The organism is Mycobacterium colombiense (assembly GCF_001953985.1).
Taxonomy (GTDB): domain Bacteria; phylum Actinomycetota; class Actinomycetes; order Mycobacteriales; family Mycobacteriaceae; genus Mycobacterium; species Mycobacterium colombiense_B.
The window spans coordinates 59,146-75,644 of record NZ_MBEI01000001.1 but is presented as its reverse complement, the minus strand read 5'-3'; the positions used below and the strand labels follow the sequence as shown (position 1 = coordinate 75,644).

15 protein-coding genes are annotated in these 16,499 nt (G+C 65.8%); 7 read left to right on the top strand and 8 right to left on the bottom strand.

Annotated features, from left to right (window positions below):
- Positions 1–6 precede the first annotated feature (6 nt).
- On the top strand, positions 7–921 hold the full coding sequence (locus tag A5732_RS00350) for a MerR family transcriptional regulator (RefSeq protein WP_076054204.1): 915 nt from the start codon (positions 7–9) through the stop codon (positions 919–921).
- Between the two features lie 261 nt (positions 922–1,182).
- On the opposite strand, the gene A5732_RS00345 is transcribed toward A5732_RS00350, so the two are convergent.
- Both A5732_RS00345 and A5732_RS00340 read right to left on the bottom strand, forming a co-directional pair.
- Positions 1,183–2,199, bottom strand: coding sequence for an acyl-ACP desaturase (locus A5732_RS00345; protein WP_076099985.1), 1,017 nt, complete (start codon positions 2,197–2,199; stop codon positions 1,183–1,185).
- Positions 2,200–2,382: 183 nt separating this feature from the next.
- Entirely contained in the window at positions 2,383–3,735 is a 1,353-nt protein-coding gene (locus A5732_RS00340; RefSeq protein ID WP_076054200.1) for a salicylate synthase, read from the bottom strand.
- Between the two features lie 347 nt (positions 3,736–4,082).
- Between A5732_RS00340 and A5732_RS00335 the strand changes: the two genes are divergently transcribed.
- Both A5732_RS00335 and A5732_RS00330 read left to right on the top strand, forming a co-directional pair.
- On the top strand, positions 4,083–4,295 hold the full coding sequence (locus A5732_RS00335; RefSeq protein WP_007769888.1) for a hypothetical protein: 213 nt from the start codon (positions 4,083–4,085) through the stop codon (positions 4,293–4,295).
- Positions 4,296–4,573: 278 nt separating this feature from the next.
- Positions 4,574–5,815 carry a sodium-dependent bicarbonate transport family permease gene (locus A5732_RS00330; protein ID WP_076099887.1) on the top strand — a complete coding sequence of 414 codons (1,242 nt, stop codon included), beginning with the start codon at positions 4,574–4,576 and terminating at the stop codon, positions 5,813–5,815.
- Between the two features lie 17 nt (positions 5,816–5,832).
- On the opposite strand, the gene hemW is transcribed toward A5732_RS00330, so the two are convergent.
- Positions 5,833–7,005 carry a radical SAM family heme chaperone HemW gene (hemW, locus tag A5732_RS00325; RefSeq protein WP_076054195.1) on the bottom strand — a complete coding sequence of 391 codons (1,173 nt, stop codon included), beginning with the start codon at positions 7,003–7,005 and terminating at the stop codon, positions 5,833–5,835.
- A gap of 167 nt (positions 7,006–7,172) precedes the next feature.
- Here hemW and A5732_RS27765 point away from each other — a divergent pair, with 167 nt between their 5' ends.
- From A5732_RS27765 to A5732_RS00310, 3 genes are all read left to right on the top strand, one after another.
- Entirely contained in the window at positions 7,173–7,298 is a 126-nt protein-coding gene (locus tag A5732_RS27765; protein WP_364298260.1) for an Ms4527A family Cys-rich leader peptide, read from the top strand.
- 115 nt (positions 7,299–7,413) lie between these two features.
- The gene (locus A5732_RS00315; RefSeq protein WP_076099884.1) at positions 7,414–9,081 is read left to right on the top strand and encodes a nitrite/sulfite reductase; all 1,668 of its coding nucleotides are present in this window, start codon (positions 7,414–7,416) and stop codon (positions 9,079–9,081) included.
- Complete coding sequence (locus tag A5732_RS00310; RefSeq protein ID WP_076054192.1) at positions 9,078–9,821, top strand: phosphoadenylyl-sulfate reductase; 744 nt, start codon at positions 9,078–9,080, stop codon at positions 9,819–9,821. Before A5732_RS00315 ends, A5732_RS00310 begins: the two co-directional genes overlap by 4 nt.
- A gap of 31 nt (positions 9,822–9,852) precedes the next feature.
- Here A5732_RS00310 and A5732_RS00305 read toward each other — a convergent pair whose 3' ends face one another.
- The 5 genes from A5732_RS00305 to A5732_RS00285 all read right to left on the bottom strand — a co-directional run bounded on the left by A5732_RS00305 (position 9,853) and on the right by A5732_RS00285 (position 14,195).
- Positions 9,853–10,941, bottom strand: a complete 1,089-nt coding sequence (locus tag A5732_RS00305) for a sulfate/molybdate ABC transporter ATP-binding protein (RefSeq protein WP_142256514.1) — start codon at positions 10,939–10,941, stop codon at positions 9,853–9,855.
- Positions 10,942–10,949: 8 nt separating this feature from the next.
- Complete coding sequence (gene cysW / locus A5732_RS00300) at positions 10,950–11,768, bottom strand: sulfate ABC transporter permease subunit CysW (protein ID WP_064878287.1); 819 nt, start codon at positions 11,766–11,768, stop codon at positions 10,950–10,952.
- On the bottom strand, positions 11,765–12,637 hold the full coding sequence (gene cysT, locus A5732_RS00295) for a sulfate ABC transporter permease subunit CysT (protein ID WP_076099881.1): 873 nt from the start codon (positions 12,635–12,637) through the stop codon (positions 11,765–11,767). Before cysT ends, cysW begins: the two co-directional genes overlap by 4 nt.
- A complete protein-coding gene (locus tag A5732_RS00290) occupies positions 12,634–13,665 on the bottom strand; it encodes a sulfate ABC transporter substrate-binding protein (protein WP_076054188.1) in 1,032 nt (343 codons plus the stop codon). The genes cysT and A5732_RS00290 overlap by 4 nt, the downstream gene beginning before the upstream one ends.
- 335 nt (positions 13,666–14,000) lie before the next feature.
- Positions 14,001–14,195, bottom strand: coding sequence for a hypothetical protein (locus tag A5732_RS00285; RefSeq protein WP_064951482.1), 195 nt, complete (start codon positions 14,193–14,195; stop codon positions 14,001–14,003).
- Positions 14,196–14,363: 168 nt separating this feature from the next.
- Between A5732_RS00285 and A5732_RS00280 the strand changes: the two genes are divergently transcribed.
- Positions 14,364–16,403, top strand: a complete 2,040-nt coding sequence (locus A5732_RS00280) for a glycoside hydrolase family 15 protein (RefSeq protein ID WP_076054184.1) — start codon at positions 14,364–14,366, stop codon at positions 16,401–16,403.
- Positions 16,404–16,499 lie beyond the last annotated feature (96 nt).

Genomic DNA, 16,499 nt, shown 5'->3' with positions numbered 1-16,499 from the left:
ACTGACATGGCCATCGAGCGCGCGGCGCGGCCCGAACCCGGCACGATCGCCAGCGTGCTGCACAACGTGCGGCGCGCGCCCAAACGGGTTCGGCGCCAATCGCGGGAGTATCGCCAACTCATCGAGGGGGCGGTGTCCCAACTTTTCGACGCGGCCGCCCGGCACCCACAAGGCGCCGCGAACTCCGGTGAGTACCGAATCGACGACCTGGCCAGGCTGGCCGGCACCACCACCCGCAATATCCGCGTCTACCGGGACCGCGGGCTGCTGCCGCCCCCGCTGCGGGTGGGCCGAATCGCGCTGTTCAACGACACCCACCTGACCCGGCTGCGGCTCATCACTTCGATGCTCGATCGCGGCTACAACATCGCGCACGTGCGAGAGATGCTCAGCGCGTGGGAGGAAGGCAAAAACCTCGGCGACGTGCTAGGCCTGGAAACCGCCATCGCCGGCACCTGGACCACCGAAAAGCCGGAAACGATGGCGCTGGCCGACGCCCAGCGACTGGTCAACGACGCGCAAGCCTTCGAGCGCCTGGTGGCGCTACAGGTGATCCGGATCGATGGGACGCAGGCGACCATCACCCGCCCGAAACTCATCGAAGCCTTCAACGAAATCCGGGGCTACGGCGTCAAATTCGACAAGCTCATCGACCTCCACGAGCGGATCGTCCCGGAGATCGACAAGATCAGCGACATGCTGGTGCGCGCCGGAGCCGAGCACGTGCTGGATCGCATCAAGCCCGGCGAACCGCTGCCGGCCGACGCCGAAATCGCCGAGCTGATCACCATGCTGGTCCGTTTCCGGACTCAAGCCGTGGCGACCGTCACCGCCACGCTCGCATCGTCGATCGAATCGAATATCGAGTCGCTGGTCGGCCGCATCTTGGCCGACTATCTCGAATCGAGCTCGTCGGTCTGAGTCTGGGTCAGCGCGCACTTCGGGCCGTGCGCGCGCAACCTAGACGTTGGGCACAACTAAGAGGTGACGACGGTGCAGGTTGGGCACGCAACGGTCGCCGTGCAATCGGCTATTCCCGGGGAGATCAAGGCAAGCATTAAGCCAAGCAAAGCTTTCGCCCTGAGATTAGACATACAGCTCCTACTCCTCTAACCCCCGGGTGTGCGGCACACCTTACGCGGGGCTGTACCGGCAATCATGGAAATGGGCCATATTCAGGCGTCAGTGCTGGCTCAGCGTCAGCGTCCCTTTCGTTTGAAGCACTTTGCTGGCGGTGATCTTCTCGGTTCTGCGCGCCTCGCGTTGCAGGTAGCGCTGCTTGGATTCATCGAATTTCTCCGAGGCGTCCTCAAGTTCCTTGACCAGCAGCGCAAGATCGTCGCGCATGCCGGCGGCCTCACCGGTGAAGTCATCGCGTTCGAAGATCCGCCACTTCTTCAGCACCGGCATGACCACTTCTTCGAGATGGATGCGGGGGTCGTAGACACCGCCCACGGCGATGATCACCGCCTTGCGGCGAAACTCCGGGACCGTGAACCCGGGCATCTTGAAATTGCGCAGAATCCCGTGCACCGACCTCATCGCCTGATCGGGTGCGATGTCGAGGCCCGCGGCGCTGATATCCCGGTAGAAGAGCATGTGCAGGTTTTCGTCATGCGACACCCTGGCCATCAACTGCTCGGCGACCGTGTCGTTGCTGACCTTGCCGGTGTTGCGGTGCGAGACGCGGGTGGCGAGTTCCTGGAAGGAGACATACATGACCGAGTCGAACAGACTCTCAGCGAACATGTCGCCCTGCTGGTTCTGGCCGGGACTGAAGCCCCTCGTCATTTGCTCCAGCCGCAGCTTCTCCAGCTCGACCGGGTCGACGGCGCGAGTGACCACCAGATAGTCGCGCAGCGCCGTGCTATGCCTGGCCTCCTCCGCAGTCCAACGATTCACCCACTGCCCCCACGGACCGTCCATGCTGAAGTTCATCGCGATCTCACGGTGATACGACGGTAAGTTGTCCTCCGTCAACAGGTTTTGGACCATGGCCACCTGCGCGACGTCGGGCAGCATCGTCTGGCCGGGCTCCCAATCCTGGCCGTCCGGCCCGTAGAAGTTTCTGCCGTCCGACCAGGGAACGTAGTCGTGCGGGCTCCACTCCTTGAACATCGAGAGGTGGCGATTGAGCAGGCGCTCAACCACCGGCTCGAGCTCGTGAAGTAGCTGCACGTTCGTCAGCGCCTTGGACACGGAACCCTCCCAGTTATCTGTCGCGGTCAGTGACGCGCAATGTATCTGTGTCATGCGGTTACATAAAGATGACACGCGTGCGAACCGGGCAAATAGGGCCGAAAGTCCTTACGGCACCGATCGTGACGCAGGGAACATCAAGCTGCCGGTTATCACCGGCGAGCAGTCAAAGCGATCAGAAAGCTATTGGCGCGCAATCAGATAGGGGGCGAGCGTGGACAGCTTTTCGCAGGTCTCTTCGAACTCGCGATCGGGTGTGGACTCCTCGATGATGCCCGCACCGGCCCGCAGCCAGGTTTTGCCGTCACATTCGTACGCCGCCCGCAGCGTCAGCGCCGCATCAAGCCCGCCATCGGCCGAAAGCATCACGACCGCACCCGAATACAGTCCGCGCGGCCCCTCGTCGAGGCGCATGATCGCCTCGACACCACCGGCTTTCGGGATGCCCGATGCGGTGACCGCCGGGAACAGCGCTTCGAGCGCATCCATCCGGTCGTTCGATGTGCCCAGCTGGCCGCTGACCGTGGAGCCCAGGTGCTGCACGCTCCCCCGTTCCCGCACCGTCATGAAGTCGGTAACGACGGCGGTACCCGGCTCGGCGATCTCGGTCATTTCCTGCAGCGAGCTTCGCACCGAAATAGCATGCTCGACAATCTCTTTGGAGTTCGACTCCAGGTCGTCGCGAGCCTGGCGGTCGCGCACCTCGCCACGCCCGAGCGCGCGGGTGCCCGCCAGCGGTTCGGTCACCACGACGCCGTCGTGACGGACGGCCGCGACCAGTTCGGGGCTGTAACCCACGGCGCGAATTCCGCCGAGCCGCAGCAGGAACGACCTCACCGGGGTGTTGTGCCGACGGGCCAGCCGGTAGGTGGACGGGAAATCGAGCGCGAAAGGCACTTCGATAGAACGGGAAAGAATCACTTTGTGGTAGCGTCCCGCCGCGATCTCACCGACGGCCGACGCGACGCGACCGCGGTAGTCGGACTGGTCCGCGACCACGTCGACCGCCGAGGCGTCACGCACATCGGCCACGCCGTCGCCGAGTACGCCGAGGACTTCGTCCCGGTGCCCGGCCGAGGTACCGAACAGCCGGACCTCCTTCCGGGTCACCACGATGCGGCCATGCGGCCAAAACACCCGGGCCAGTGGGGTTCCCGGCGCCAGCCGCTGCTGCAGCCCGTAGCGGTAGACACCGAATTCGAAAGCGATCCAGCCGAAAAGCTGGTCGGTTTCCAGCAACAGCCGGTCGATGGCCTCACCGAGCACCGGGCCGGGCCTGCCCGACCATTGCTGGCTCTGAGCCACCCCGCCGCGGATCACCCGCAGTTCGTCGCTGTCGAGCTCGATCATCGCGCGCACACCGGTGGCCAGCACCCATTCACCGCCGCGCTCGTAGAGCAGATACTCTTCCCCGACGCGCTCGGACAGCACCACGGCCAGCTCGGCCGCCAGGTCCGCCGGGTCGACGTGCAGGGGAAGCGGAATCGACGGCGACGCAGAGCCGGCGGAACTTGTCTCGACGCTGACCTCGGTCACGATTAGTAAATGTAGCCTAACCTATGTATGTCTGCGCAACCGATCCCACGAACTGCCCCCGCGATTGCCGCATTCAGCTAAAACTCCCGCGGAGTTAAACCGCCAGCCGGCCGGGCGCTTCCCCTCGAGGCCTGGCGGCGCCCTGGCGATACGGACCTGTTTGTGCAGCTAGCGCCGTTTGAACACCGACTTCGAGGTGGAAGTCCGGCCGCCGGCTGTGAAGATCGCCACTCCAAAGGTTTCCCAACCGTTTACGTTGCGGCCGCACAACAGGCGGCTTCGGCAGCCAGACTTTTGCTAACGCTCACTGCCCGCCCCGCCCGGATCCGCCGGATTGGAGGAACACCGTGTTCATAATCCGGCTTTTCAACGGCGAGGAAGTGCACGCAAGCGAAGGCGACGAGCTCGAGATAAATCCACAGACCGGCGTGCTTTCGGTGTCCCGGGTCGACGGTTTCGAGGAAATCACGACGCATTACTCGCCGTCGGCGTGGCTCTCTGTAACGCACCGCAAAAAGGGAGCCGGTGTCAGGCCCTCGCTCGTCCCTTCTGCGCGCTGACGCTCTATTGACTCCACAGTAAATGCACAGCACCTTCACACCAAACTAGCGGCAGCGGTAGCGGCCCCGCAGGGGGAATTTCGCGCGGGTGATCCGGCTCTGACCAGCAGGTTTGCCGCTTATCAACAACCGCACCGGCGTCCGACACCCTGTGTGCTGCCAAGTGGCGTCGGGCCAGCGGCGGGGATAAATTCTTGACGGTCGTCGGGATGTTTCGTGATTGCTCCGCTTGCGGACAGTGCTTCCCCAGATCAGCGCTCTAACCAACGGAGGCATCGATGCTGCAAGAGTTCTGGCACAACTTCACGCATAACTTGTTCAAACCGCTTCTGTTGTTCTTTTACTTCGGCTTCTTGATTCCCATTCTCAAGGTGCGCTTCGAATTCCCCTACGTCATCTATCAGGGATTGACCATGTACCTGTTGCTGGCCATCGGCTGGCACGGCGGGGAGGAACTCGCACAGGTCAGTGCGTCGAGTGTCGGGGCCATCGTGGGCTTCATGGTCCTGGGCTTCGTGCTGAACTGTCTGATCGGCGGCCTGGCCTACCTGGGCCTCGGCCGCCTGAAATCACTCCGAAAGGTCGACCGCGCAACTGTCGCCGGCTACTACGGGTCGGACTCGGCGGGAACGTTCGCCACCTGCGTGGCCGTCCTGGCCGCAGTGAACATCGCCTTCAACGCGTACATGCCGGTGATGCTCGCCGTGATGGAGATCCCGGGCTGCTTGGTGGCGCTGTATTTCGTTGCCCGACTGCGGCATCGGGGCATGGACTCCGCCGGCTACATGCCCGACGAGGCCGGCTACACGCCGCCGGTCAAGGTCGGGGTCGGACCCGGGACCGCCGCGCGTCCTCCGCACGGGCAGAGCCTCGAGAGCCAAGAGGAAGCCGCCATCGAGCAGGAGCTGGAGCTCTCGCTGGAAAAGCTGGAGCACTCCGATTGGGAGGCTGACCAGAGCCCGGCGCGCCCCAAAGGCAAGAGGGTGCCCATCTTCTCCCGGGAGCTGTTCCAGGAGGTCTTCCTCAACCCCGGCCTGGTCCTGTTGATGGGCGGCATCATCATCGGCCTCGTCAGTGGGCTGCAGGGACAGAAGGTCGTCGCCGACGACGATAAATTCTTCGTCTTGGCCTTCCAGGGCGTGCTATGTCTGTTCCTGCTCGAGATGGGGATGACGGCGTCACGCAAGTTGAAGGATCTCCGCGCGGCCGGTCCCGGATTCATCGTCTTCGGCCTGGTGGCGCCGAATGTCTTTGCGACACTGGGCATCTTCGTCGCCTGCAGCTACGCATCGCTGACCCACACCGACTTCAAGACCGGAACCTACGTCTTGTTCGCGGTCCTGTGCGGTGCGGCGTCCTACATCGCCGTTCCGGCGGTGCAGCGCCTGGCGATCCCGGAAGCGAGCCCGACGTTGCCGCTGGCCGCCTCACTGGGCCTGACGTTCTCCTACAACGTCACCGTGGGGATCCCGCTCTACATCGAGATCGCCCGCGTCTTCGAGCATTGGTTCGGGGTCTGATCACGCGGAGAACGCCGCTATCCCAATAGCGTTCGCACCACGCCGTCGGCCAGCAGGCGTCCGCGCGGCGTCAGGACCAGCCTGTCACCTTCGGACACCAGCAACCCGTCGGCCACCACGCCCTCGGCACGCTCGCGCTCGGCCGGATTCAGCAATTCGGCTGGGAGTCCTTGGCGCAGACGGGTTTTCAATAGCACGTCCTCGGTGTGCAGGGCTTCGGCATCCAGCTGCTCGAATCCGGCCACCGGCAGCGCCGCCGCGCCCAACCGCTCCGCATATGCGTTCGGGTGCTTGACATTCCACCAGCGCGTCGTACCGAGATAGCCGTGTGCGCCCGGCCCCGCGCCCCACCACTGGCCACCATCCCAGTAGCCGAGGTTGTGGCGGCACTCACCGCCGGGTCGCGCCCAATTGGACACCTCGTACCAAGACAATCCCGCCTGCGACAGCCGCGCATCCACCAATTCGTAGCGGTGGGCCAGCACGTCGTCATCGGGTGCGGCCAGTTCGCCGCGCCGGACTCGCCGGGCCAGCGCGGTGCCTTCCTCGACGACCAGCGCATAGGCGGACACGTGATCCACACCGGTCTCGATGGCGGTGTCGACCGAGCACAACAGGTCGTCGTCGGACTCCCCCGGAGTTCCGTAGATCAAATCGAGGCTGACGTGCTCGAAGCCAGCGGCCAGCGCCTCGCGGGCTGCGGCCGCGGACCGGTTCGGCGTGTGGATGCGATCGAGGACGCCCAATACCCTCGGCGCCACCGACTGCATCCCCAGCGATACCCGGGTGTAGCCGGCCGCGCGGATGGCGTCGAAGAAATCCGGCCAGGCGGATTCGGGGTTGGCCTCGGTGGTGACCTCGGCATCGGCTGCCAGCGTGAAGTGTTGGCGCACCATGCCCAGCAGCGTCGCCATCCGCGAGCCCCCCAGTAGGGAGGGCGTCCCGCCACCGACAAACACGGTGTTCACCGGCGGCGCCTGCAACCTCGCGGCCGCCAGTTCCAGTTCCTTTCCCAGTGCGCTGAGCCAGGCGTCCGGATTGACACCACCCAGCTCAGCCGGGGTGTAGGTGTTGAAATCGCAGTAGCCGCAACGGGTTACACAGAACGGCACATGCACATAGATGCCAAACGACTGCCCGGCGACCACCCCGACGTCGGGCAGGTCGACCGTTTCCTCGCGAATGGCCATGCCAAATGATCCCACGATCAACCGGGCAGCGCCGGGGCGCCGATCCCGGCCGCAACGGCGACCGGTCGGTCGGGAGCGGCTTCATCAATTTCCCGGGTTTTGCGGGTAAATCTGCCAGGGTTGCCCGGCAATTTTAATCACCGTGAGCCAAGATTTGACCTGCTCGCATGGCCCTTCGGCATCCATGGCACAATGGTGGCGTGACTGTCGCCCAGCCCAGCCCGCACATCGTGCTCGTGGCTCGACGGCACATCGATCTCAAGCGCGTTTGCAGCTGTATCTGTCTGCCTTGACGTGGTAGACCCAGGTCCCCTGTGTCTCCAGCCGGCCGACGTTTCCGCGCCGCCCAAAAGTGCCGGTGAACTGTGCTGGCCGCGCTGGCGATCTTTTTAGAGGAGAGAACTTCCGATGACCACCGCCCGAGCCGCAAAGCCCCGTAACGAGGGCCAATGGGCACTGGGAAATCGTGAGCCGCTGAACCCGAACGAAGAGATGAAGCAGGCCGGCGCCCCGCTGGACGTGCGGGAGCGCATCGAGACGGTCTACGCGCAGAACGGTTTCGACAGCATCGACAAAAGCGACCTGCGGGGCCGTTTCCGCTGGTGGGGCCTGTACACCCAGCGCGAACAGGGCTACGACGGCACGTTCACCGGCGACGACAACGCCGACTTGCTGGAAGCCAGGTACTTCATGATGCGGGTGCGGTGCGACGGCGGCGCGCTGTCGGCGGCCGCGCTGCGCACCGTGGGCCAGATTTCCACCGAATTCGGCCGCGACACCGCCGACATCACCGACCGCGAGAACGTGCAGTACCACTGGATCGAGGTGGAGAACGTCCCCGAGATCTGGCGGCGGCTGGCCGAGGTCGGACTGCAGACCGCCGAGGCGTGCGGTGACTGCCCCCGCGTGATCCTGGGCTCGCCGCTGGCCGGCGAGTCGCTGGACGAGGTGCTCGACCCCAGCTGGGCCATCGACGAGATCGCGCGCCGCTACATCGGTCAGCCCGACTTCGCCGACCTGCCGCGCAAGTACAAGACCGCGATCTCGGGTCTGCAGGATGTGGTGCACGAGGTCAACGACATCGCGTTCATCGGCGTCAACCACCCCGAGCACGGCCCGGGGCTGGACCTGTGGGTGGGTGGCGGACTGTCGACCAACCCGATGCTGGCCCAGCGGGTCGGCGCCTGGGTGCCGCTCGAAGAGGTGCCCGAGGTATGGAACGCGGTGACGTCGATCTTCCGCGACTACGGCTATCGGCGGCTGCGGTCCAAGGCGCGGCTGAAGTTCCTGATCAAGGACTGGGGCATTGAAAAATTCCGTGAAGTTCTCGAACAGGAGTACCTCAAGCGTCCGCTGATCGACGGCCCGGCTCCCGAGCCGCTGAAGCACCCGATCGATCACGTGGGCGTGCAGCGGCTCAAGAATGGCCTCAACGCGGTGGGCGTCGCCTCGATCGCGGGCCGGGTGTCGGGCACCATCCTCACCGCGGTGGCCGACCTCGCCGAGCGGGCCGGCTCGGATCGGATCCGGCTCACCCCCTACCAGAAGCTGGTCATCCTCGATGTGCCCGACGACAAGCTCGACGAACTGATCGACGGCCTGGAGGCGCTCGGCCTGCAGTCACGGCCGTCGCATTGGCGGCGGAATGTGATGGCGTGCACGGGGATCGAATTCTGCAAGTTGTCCTTCGCCGAAACCCGGGTCAAGGCACAGTCTTTGGTGCCCGAGCTGGAAAGCCGCCTCGCGGACATCAACGAGCAGCTCGACGTGCCGATCACCGTCAACCTCAACGGTTGTCCCAATTCATGCGCCCGCATCCAGGTCGCCGACATCGGGCTGAAGGGCCAGATGGTCGACGACGGTGAGGGCGGCTCGGTCGAGGGTTTCCAGGTGCACCTGGGCGGCAGCCTGGGCCTGGACAGCGGCTTTGGTCGAAAACTGCGCCAGCACAAGGTCACCAGCGACGAGCTCGGCGACTACATCGAGCGGGTCACACGCAACTTCCTGAAATATCGCGGCGAGGGTGAACGTTTCGCACAGTGGGCTATGAGGGCAGACGAGGACGATTTGCGATGAGCGAACGAACGACCAAACTTCCAGAAGCCGAGCTGCGGGCGCTTGCCGCCCGCGGGGCGGCCGAGCTGGAGGGCGCCAGTGCCGCCGACGTATTGCGTTGGACTGACGAGACGTTCGGCGGCATCAACGGTCCGCGTGGCTGGGCCACCTGCAACTACGTGGTGGCTTCCAGCATGCAGGAGGCCGTGTTGATCGATCTGGCGGCCAAGGCGCGTCCGGGCGTTCCGGTGGTGTTCCTGGACACGGGTTATCACTTCGTGGAGACCATCGGCACCCGGGACGCGATCGAGTCGGTGTATGACATCCGGGTGCTCAACGTCACGCCCGAGCAGAGCGTCGCCGAGCAGGACAGAATGCTGGGCAAGGACCTGTTCGCGCGGGACCCCGGTGAGTGCTGCCGGCTACGCAAGGTCGAGCCGCTGGGCAAGACGCTGCGCGGATACTCCGCCTGGGTGACCGGGCTGCGCCGGGGTGAGACCGCCGCGCGCGCCAACGCCCCGGTGGTCGGCTTCGACGAGGGGTTCAAGCTGGTGAAGGTCAACCCGCTGGTCGAATGGTCCGACGAGGACGTGCAAAACTACATCGACGAGCACAGCGTGCTGGTCAATCCGCTTATGTACGACGGGTATTCGTCGATCGGTTGCGCGCCGTGCACGGCCAAGCCGCTGGCGGGCGCCGACCCGCGCAGCGGACGCTGGCAGGGACGGGCCAAGACCGAATGCGGGCTGCACGCGTCGTAGCGACAGACGTGCGACGAGACGAATCCGGCCGTCAGGCCGACGTCAGCGTGTTCTCGTCCTCATCGGCGCGGCGCGCGTCGGCTGCGGCCTCAAGGGCGATCGGCGGGACTCGGGTGGCACGCACGTAGACGGTGTCCCCCTCGCGCAGCGCCAGCGCCTCGGCGTCGCCGCGCGTGATCTGGGCGGTGAAGAAACCGCCGGTGGCGGCGCTGGTCAACTCGACGCGCACCTCGAAACCGAGGGTTACCACTCGGTCGACGACGGCGCGCACCACCCCGACTGAATCGGCGGTGCCATCCCCCCCGGCGATCGCCATCTCGGGGTTGCGGCCCACCCGGATATCGTGCGGCCGCACCAGGGTGCCGTTCAGGGTGGACACCGCCCCGAGGAACGACATCACGAACGCGTTCGCCGGGGTGTCATAAACGTCGGTGGGGGATCCGACCTGCTCGACGCGGCCCTGGTTCAGCACCGCGATCCGGTCGGCCAGGTCCAGCGCCTCGGCCTGGTCGTGGGTGACCAGCACCGTGGTCACGTGCACCTCGTCGTGCAGGCGCCGCAGCCATGCGCGCAGATCCTCGCGCACCTTGGCGTCCAGCGCGCCGAACGGCTCGTCGAGCAGCAGCACCTGCGGATCGACGGCCAGCGCCCGGGCCAGCGCCATCCGCTGTCGCTGACCGCCGGACAGCTGGTTGGGGTAGCGTGCCTGAAACCCGCTCAGCCCCACCACTTCCAGCAGGTTGTCGACTTTGGCTTTGATCTCGGCTTTGGGCCGCTTGCGGACCTTGAGCCCGTAGGCCACGTTGTCGCGGACGGTCAGGTGCTTGAACGCCGCGTAGTGCTGGAACACGAACCCGATTCCGCGGCGCTGCGGCGGCACCCGGGTCACGTCACGACCGTAGATCGTGACGGTTCCGGTGTCGGGCTGGTCGAGGCCGGCGATGGTGCGCAGCAGGGTCGATTTGCCCGAACCGCTGGGACCCAGCAGGGCCGTCAGCGAGCCGGTGGGAACCACGAAGTCCACATGGTCGAGGGCGACGAAATCGCCATAACGCTTGTTGGCGTCACGCACGATGATGGCGAGGTCGTCGCGTTTGGTGCCGGCGTCGGTCACGGTCATTCCCCTCGTCAGGCCTGTCTGGCCGCTCGTGCCCGGCGTGCGTCGAGCACCACCTGGAAAACCAACACCAGCACGGCAACTCCCATCAACAGCGTGGACAGCGCGTAGGCGCCGTACTCCGCACCGCGGTTGTAGCGGTCGGAGACAAGCAATGTCAGTGTCTGCGACTTCCCCGGCAGGTTCGACGACACCATGAGCACGGCACCGTATTCCCCCAGGGTACGTGCGATGGTCAACACGATGCCGTACGTCAGACCCCACCGGATGGACGGCAGCGTGATCCGCCAGAAGGTCTGCCACCAGCCCGAACCCAGGGTGGCCGCCGCCTCCTCCTGGTCGGTACCCAGCTCGTGCAGCACCGGCTCCACTTCGCGCACCACGAATGGCAGCGTGACGAAGATGCTGGCGAGCACGATTCCCGGCAGCCCGAAGATGATCTTGAACCCGAGGTCCTGCTCCACGAACCCGAGCGCACCGGCCGACCCCCACAACACGATCAGCGCGACGCCCACAATGACGGGCGAGACCGCGAACGGCAGATCTATGACGGCCTGCAGCACGCCCTTGCCACGAAACCTGTTGCGCGCGAGCACCAATGCCGTGGGAATTCCGAAGACGACGTTGAGGGGCACCACGATGGCCACCACCAGCAGCGTCAGGTTCAGCGCCGATATCGCGGCGGGTGTGCTCACCCAGGCGTAGAACTGGCCGAGCCCGGGCTGAAAGGTCCGCCACAGGATCAACGCCACCGGAACGACCAGCAGCACGAAGATGTATCCGAGCGCGATGAACCGCAACCAGTAGCGCACTCCCGCAGACGATGTCATGCGGACAGCTCCTCTCGCTTGGCCGCGTGTCCGCCCACGACCCGCAGGATGAGCAGCACGACAAACGAGATGGCCAACAGCACAATCGAAATGGCGGCGGCGCCGGTGCGGTCGTCGTTTTCGATCAGGGTACGTATCCACTGCGACGACACTTCGGTCTTGCCCGGCACCGCGCCGCCGATGAGCACCACGGATCCGAATTCGCCGATCGCCCGTGAGAAGGCCAGGCCCGCACCGGATAACAACGCGGGCAGCAGCGACGGCAGCACCACGGAGGTGAAGATCTTCGGGCCGCTGGCACCCAGCGACGCCGCGGCCTCCTCGGTTTCGCGATCCAATTCCAGCAGCACCGGCTGCACGGCGCGCACCACGAACGGCAGCGTGACGAAGGCCAGCGCCACCGTCACACCCCATGACGTGTGCTGCAGGTGCAGGCCGATCGGGCTGTTGTTGCCGTACAACGCCAGCATCACCAGGCTGGCGACGATGGTGGGCAGAGCGAACGGCAAATCGATGATCGCGTCGACGAGCCGCTTGCCCGGAAAGTCGTCACGCACCAGCACCCACGCGATCACCAGGCCGAAGACCAGGTTGAGCACGGTGACACCGGCCGAGATCGTCAGGGTCACCCGGAACGACTCGACCGCGGCGTTGGAGGAGACCGCCAGCCAGAAGGCGTGCCAGCCGCCGCCCGCGGATTGCCAGGCGATCGCCGCCAGCGGCAGCAGCACGATGACCGACAGCCACACCGTGGCCGCCCCGACCCGAAGGGCGGTGGTTCCGCGGCCGCGCCCCGGAAGCGGTCCTGGTGGGGTGTCACCGCTGAGCTCGGGCCGGATTGCCAGCGGGTCCGGCGTGATGGCCGTCATCCGGTGGCCTTCGTGTAGATCTTGGTGATGCTGCCGGCGTTCTTGTCGAACAGCTGCGGATCCGCGGTGGCCCAGCCGCCCAGGTCGGCGATGGTCCACAGCTTCGCCGGCGCCGGGTACTGGTTGCGGAAGTCGGCGGCGACGGCCGGATCGACCGGGCGGAAACCGGCCTGCGCCCAGACCTTTTGGGCCGCGGCCGTGTATTGGAAGTTCTTGAAGGCGACGGCGGCATCCAGGTGCGGGCTGGTGTTGACCACGGCCACCGGATTGTCGATCCTGAACGTCTGCGGCGGGTTGATGTGCTCGACCGGCTTTCCCGCCCGCTCAGTAGCGATGGCCTCGTTCTCGTAGCTGATCAATACGTCACCGCTGCCCTGCACGAAGACATCGGTGGCTTCCCGCCCCGATCCGGGACGCAACTTGACGTGCTCGGTCACCAACTTCTTGATGAAAGCCACGCCCGCGTCGCTGTGGGCGCCGCCTTCACTCTTAACGGCGTACGGCGCCAGCAGATTCCACTTGGCCGATCCGGAACTCAGCGGGCTGGGCGTGATGACCTCGACGCCCGGCCGCAACAGGTCATCCCAATCCTTGATGTTCTTCGGATTACCCTTCCGCACCACCAGCGTGACCACCGAGCCGAACGGAATTCCCTTGGTGGCGTCGGTATTCCAGTCCTTGGAAACCTTGCCCGCCTTGACCAGTCGAGCGATGTCGGGTTCGACGGAGAAGTTCACCACGTCGGCCGGCTTGCCGTCGACCACGCCGCGGGACTGGTCACCGGAGGCCCCGTAGGAGGTGACCACCTGCACGCCCTTGCCCTCGTCGGAGGCATTGAACGCCGGAATTATCTTGCTCCACCCCGGTTCTGGGACCGAGTAGGCGACCAGCGTGATGCTGGTGCGCGCGTCGGACAGCCCACCGCCGCCGACGGCATCGCTGGCTCCGCCGTGGCATCCGGCGACCAGCCCAGCAATCAGGGCAAGGGCGAGGACGGGCCGCCAGTGCAATGCGGTCCTGATGTCCATTGAGGGCCTTCCGATGCGGAACGTATGGGATTTCGGTCCCGTTTCTGCGGATAGGCACCTAGAACTTCAGGAGAATTCGAAAACTCCAGACCAGACCGCGCACGGGTTTGGGAGTCAGCGACAACAGTGCACGAAGGCATAGCACCCCGGAATGCCACATGCCACGCGCATGGCGGGAAGCCTAACAGGAATTGCGGTTGCCGCCACCGCGACGGTGGCTGAGCAAACAGGCGACGCCGGCTAGTGGTGCATCAAGTGGGTCACCAACCACGTGACGACCACCAGCGCCACCAGGATGGCGAGAACCAGCGTCACGTGTGACCGGGGCATGGGCGTTACTCGGGCGTCCCGTCGGCGTGGCGGGCACGGCGCATCAGCTCGATGCCCTTGCCGAGAACGCCATCCAGCACGGCCGCCGTGCCGTAGGCCACCGCCAGCACGACCGGCATCACCACCATGGCCTGCAGGACGAAAGGGAGCCCCGAAAGCCACAGCTCGTTGCCGTCCCACCAGTTGAGGAACGCGTTCACGGGCTCACCCTATTCGGCCCGGCTGTCGAAGACCAATGTCGAGCCGCGCCGGCGTCAGCGTCACGATGATGGAAAAGCACGCCGACTTCCTGCGCGAACGGTCGGGCGCGCGCCACGCCACTAGCCGGAACGTTGGACGCGAGATCGCTGAGCAGCGATGATGTCCAGATGGTTCTGCATGCCCAACCCGAAGACCAGCCGGCCGACGCCATGCCCGAGGACGCCTATCAAGCCGCCTCCGCAGCGTCGATGTCGTCGTCCATCGACTTGCGCACGCCCGGGCCTCTCGCTCCCAGCGCCGCCTTGCGCAACCCATTTCCGCCGATCGCCGACTATGCGTTCCTGTCGGACTGGGAAACCACCTGCCTGATCTCCCCGGCCGGATCGGTGGAATGGCTGTGCGTGCCCCGGCCGGACTCCCCCAGCGTGTTCGGCGCGATCTTGGACCGCAGCGCCGGGCACTTCCGGCTGGGGCCCTACGGCGTTTCGGTGCCGTCGGCCCGCCGGTACCTTCCCGGCAGCCTCATCATGGAGACGACCTGGCAGACCCACACCGGGTGGCTGATCGTGCGTGATGCGCTGGTCATGGGCCCCTGGCACGACCTGGAGCGGCGGTCGCGGACGCACCGGCGCACCCCGATGGATTGGGATGCCGAGCACATCCTGCTGCGCACCGTGCGCTGCGTCAGCGGCACCGTCGAATTGATGATGAGCTGCGAGCCGGCGTTCGACTACCACCGCGTCGGCGCCGCCTGGGAATACTCCGCCAACGCGTACGGGGAGGCCGTCGCACGCGCCACCAGGGAACCCGATGCCCACCCGACGATGCGGCTCACCAGCAACCTGCGCATCGGGCTGGAGGGCCGGGAGGCACGCGCGCGGACCCGGATGAAGGAGGGTGACGACGTGTTCGTCGCGCTGAGCTGGACCAAGCACCCGGCGCCGCAGACGTACGAAGAGGCCGCCGACAAGATGTGGCAGACCACCGAGTGTTGGCGGCAGTGGATCAACATCGGCAACTTCCCCGATCACCCGTGGCGGGCGTACCTGCAGCGCAGCGCGCTCACCTTGAAGGGCCTGACCTACTCGCCTACCGGCGCGCTGCTGGCGGCCAGCACCACCTCGTTGCCGGAAACGCCGCAGGGCGAACGCAATTGGGATTACCGCTACGCCTGGGTGCGCGACTCGACGTTCGCGTTGTGGGGTCTGTACACCCTGGGGCTGGACCGCGAGGCCGACGACTTCTTCGCCTTCATCGCCGACGTCTCCGGCGCCAACCACAACGAACGGCACCCGCTGCAGGTCATGTACGGCGTGGGCGGCGAACGCAGCCTGGTCGAAGAAGAGCTGCACCACCTGTCCGGCTATGACCACGCCCGCCCGGTCCGGATCGGCAACGGCGCCTACGACCAGATCCAGCACGACATCTGGGGCTCCATCCTGGATTCCTTCTACCTGCACGCCAAGTCACGCGAGCAGGTGCCGGAGACGTTGTGGCCGGTGCTGAAGAAGCAGGTCGAGGAGGCGATCAAGCACTGGCGCGAACCCGACCGCGGCATCTGGGAGGTGCGCGGGGAACCGCAGCACTTCACCTCGTCGAAGGTGATGTGCTGGGTGGCGCTCGACCGCGGGGCCAAGCTGGCCGAGCGGCAGGGCGAGAAGAGCTACGCCCAGCAGTGGCATGCCATCGCCGACGAGATCAAAAACGACATCCTGCAGCACGGCGTGGATTCCCGCGGGGTGTTCACGCAGCGCTACGGCAGCGACGCGCTGGACGCCTCGCTGCTGTTGGTGGTGCTGACGCGGTTCCTGCCGCCGGACGACCCCCGGGTGCGCAACACCGTCCTGGCGATCGCCGACGAACTCACCCAGGAGGGCCTGGTACTGCGCTACCGGGTCGAGGAAACCGACGACGGGCTGTCCGGCGAGGAGGGCACCTTCACGATCTGCTCGTTCTGGTTGGTGTCGGCGCTCGTCGAGATCGGCGAGGTGCGGCGCGCCAAGCGACTGTGTGAGCGGCTGCTGTCCTACGCCAGCCCGCTGCACCTCTACGCGGAGGAGATCGAACCGCGCACCGGCCGGCAACTGGGCAACTTCCCCCAGGCGTTCACCCACCTGGCGCTGATCAACGCGGTGGTGCACGTCATCCGCGCAGAGGAGGAGGCCGACGGCTCCGGGATGTTCCAGCCCGCGAACGCGCCGATGTGACGTGGCGATCGCAAGCGCGGCGTAGCCGGGCGCAGCGGGTCGCCACCATCAGGTGAGCCGCGTCAGCCGCGGGCGCTGAGTTTGTCCTTCCCGGCG

Excerpts from the sequence above, each read along its gene's own strand:
- A5732_RS00350 (WP_076054204.1), top strand. The coding sequence starts at position 7 with ATGGCCATCGAGCGCGCGGCGCGGCCCGAACCCGGCACGATCGCCAGC.
- A5732_RS00330 (WP_076099887.1), top strand. The coding sequence starts at position 4,574 with ATGCTGCAAGAGTTCTGGCACAACTTCACGCATAACTTGTTCAAACCG.
- hemW (WP_076054195.1), bottom strand. The coding sequence starts at position 7,005 with ATGGCCATTCGCGAGGAAACGGTCGACCTGCCCGACGTCGGGGTGGTC.
- A5732_RS27765 (WP_364298260.1), top strand. The coding sequence starts at position 7,173 with ATGGCCCTTCGGCATCCATGGCACAATGGTGGCGTGACTGTCGCCCAG.
- A5732_RS00315 (WP_076099884.1), top strand. The coding sequence starts at position 7,414 with ATGACCACCGCCCGAGCCGCAAAGCCCCGTAACGAGGGCCAATGGGCA.
- A5732_RS00310 (WP_076054192.1), top strand. The coding sequence starts at position 9,078 with ATGAGCGAACGAACGACCAAACTTCCAGAAGCCGAGCTGCGGGCGCTT.
- A5732_RS00305 (WP_142256514.1), bottom strand. The coding sequence starts at position 10,941 with ATGACCGTGACCGACGCCGGCACCAAACGCGACGACCTCGCCATCATC.
- cysW (WP_064878287.1), bottom strand. The coding sequence starts at position 11,768 with ATGACATCGTCTGCGGGAGTGCGCTACTGGTTGCGGTTCATCGCGCTC.
- cysT (WP_076099881.1), bottom strand. The coding sequence starts at position 12,637 with ATGACGGCCATCACGCCGGACCCGCTGGCAATCCGGCCCGAGCTCAGC.
- A5732_RS00290 (WP_076054188.1), bottom strand. The coding sequence starts at position 13,665 with ATGGACATCAGGACCGCATTGCACTGGCGGCCCGTCCTCGCCCTTGCC.
- A5732_RS00280 (WP_076054184.1), top strand. The coding sequence starts at position 14,364 with ATGGTTCTGCATGCCCAACCCGAAGACCAGCCGGCCGACGCCATGCCC.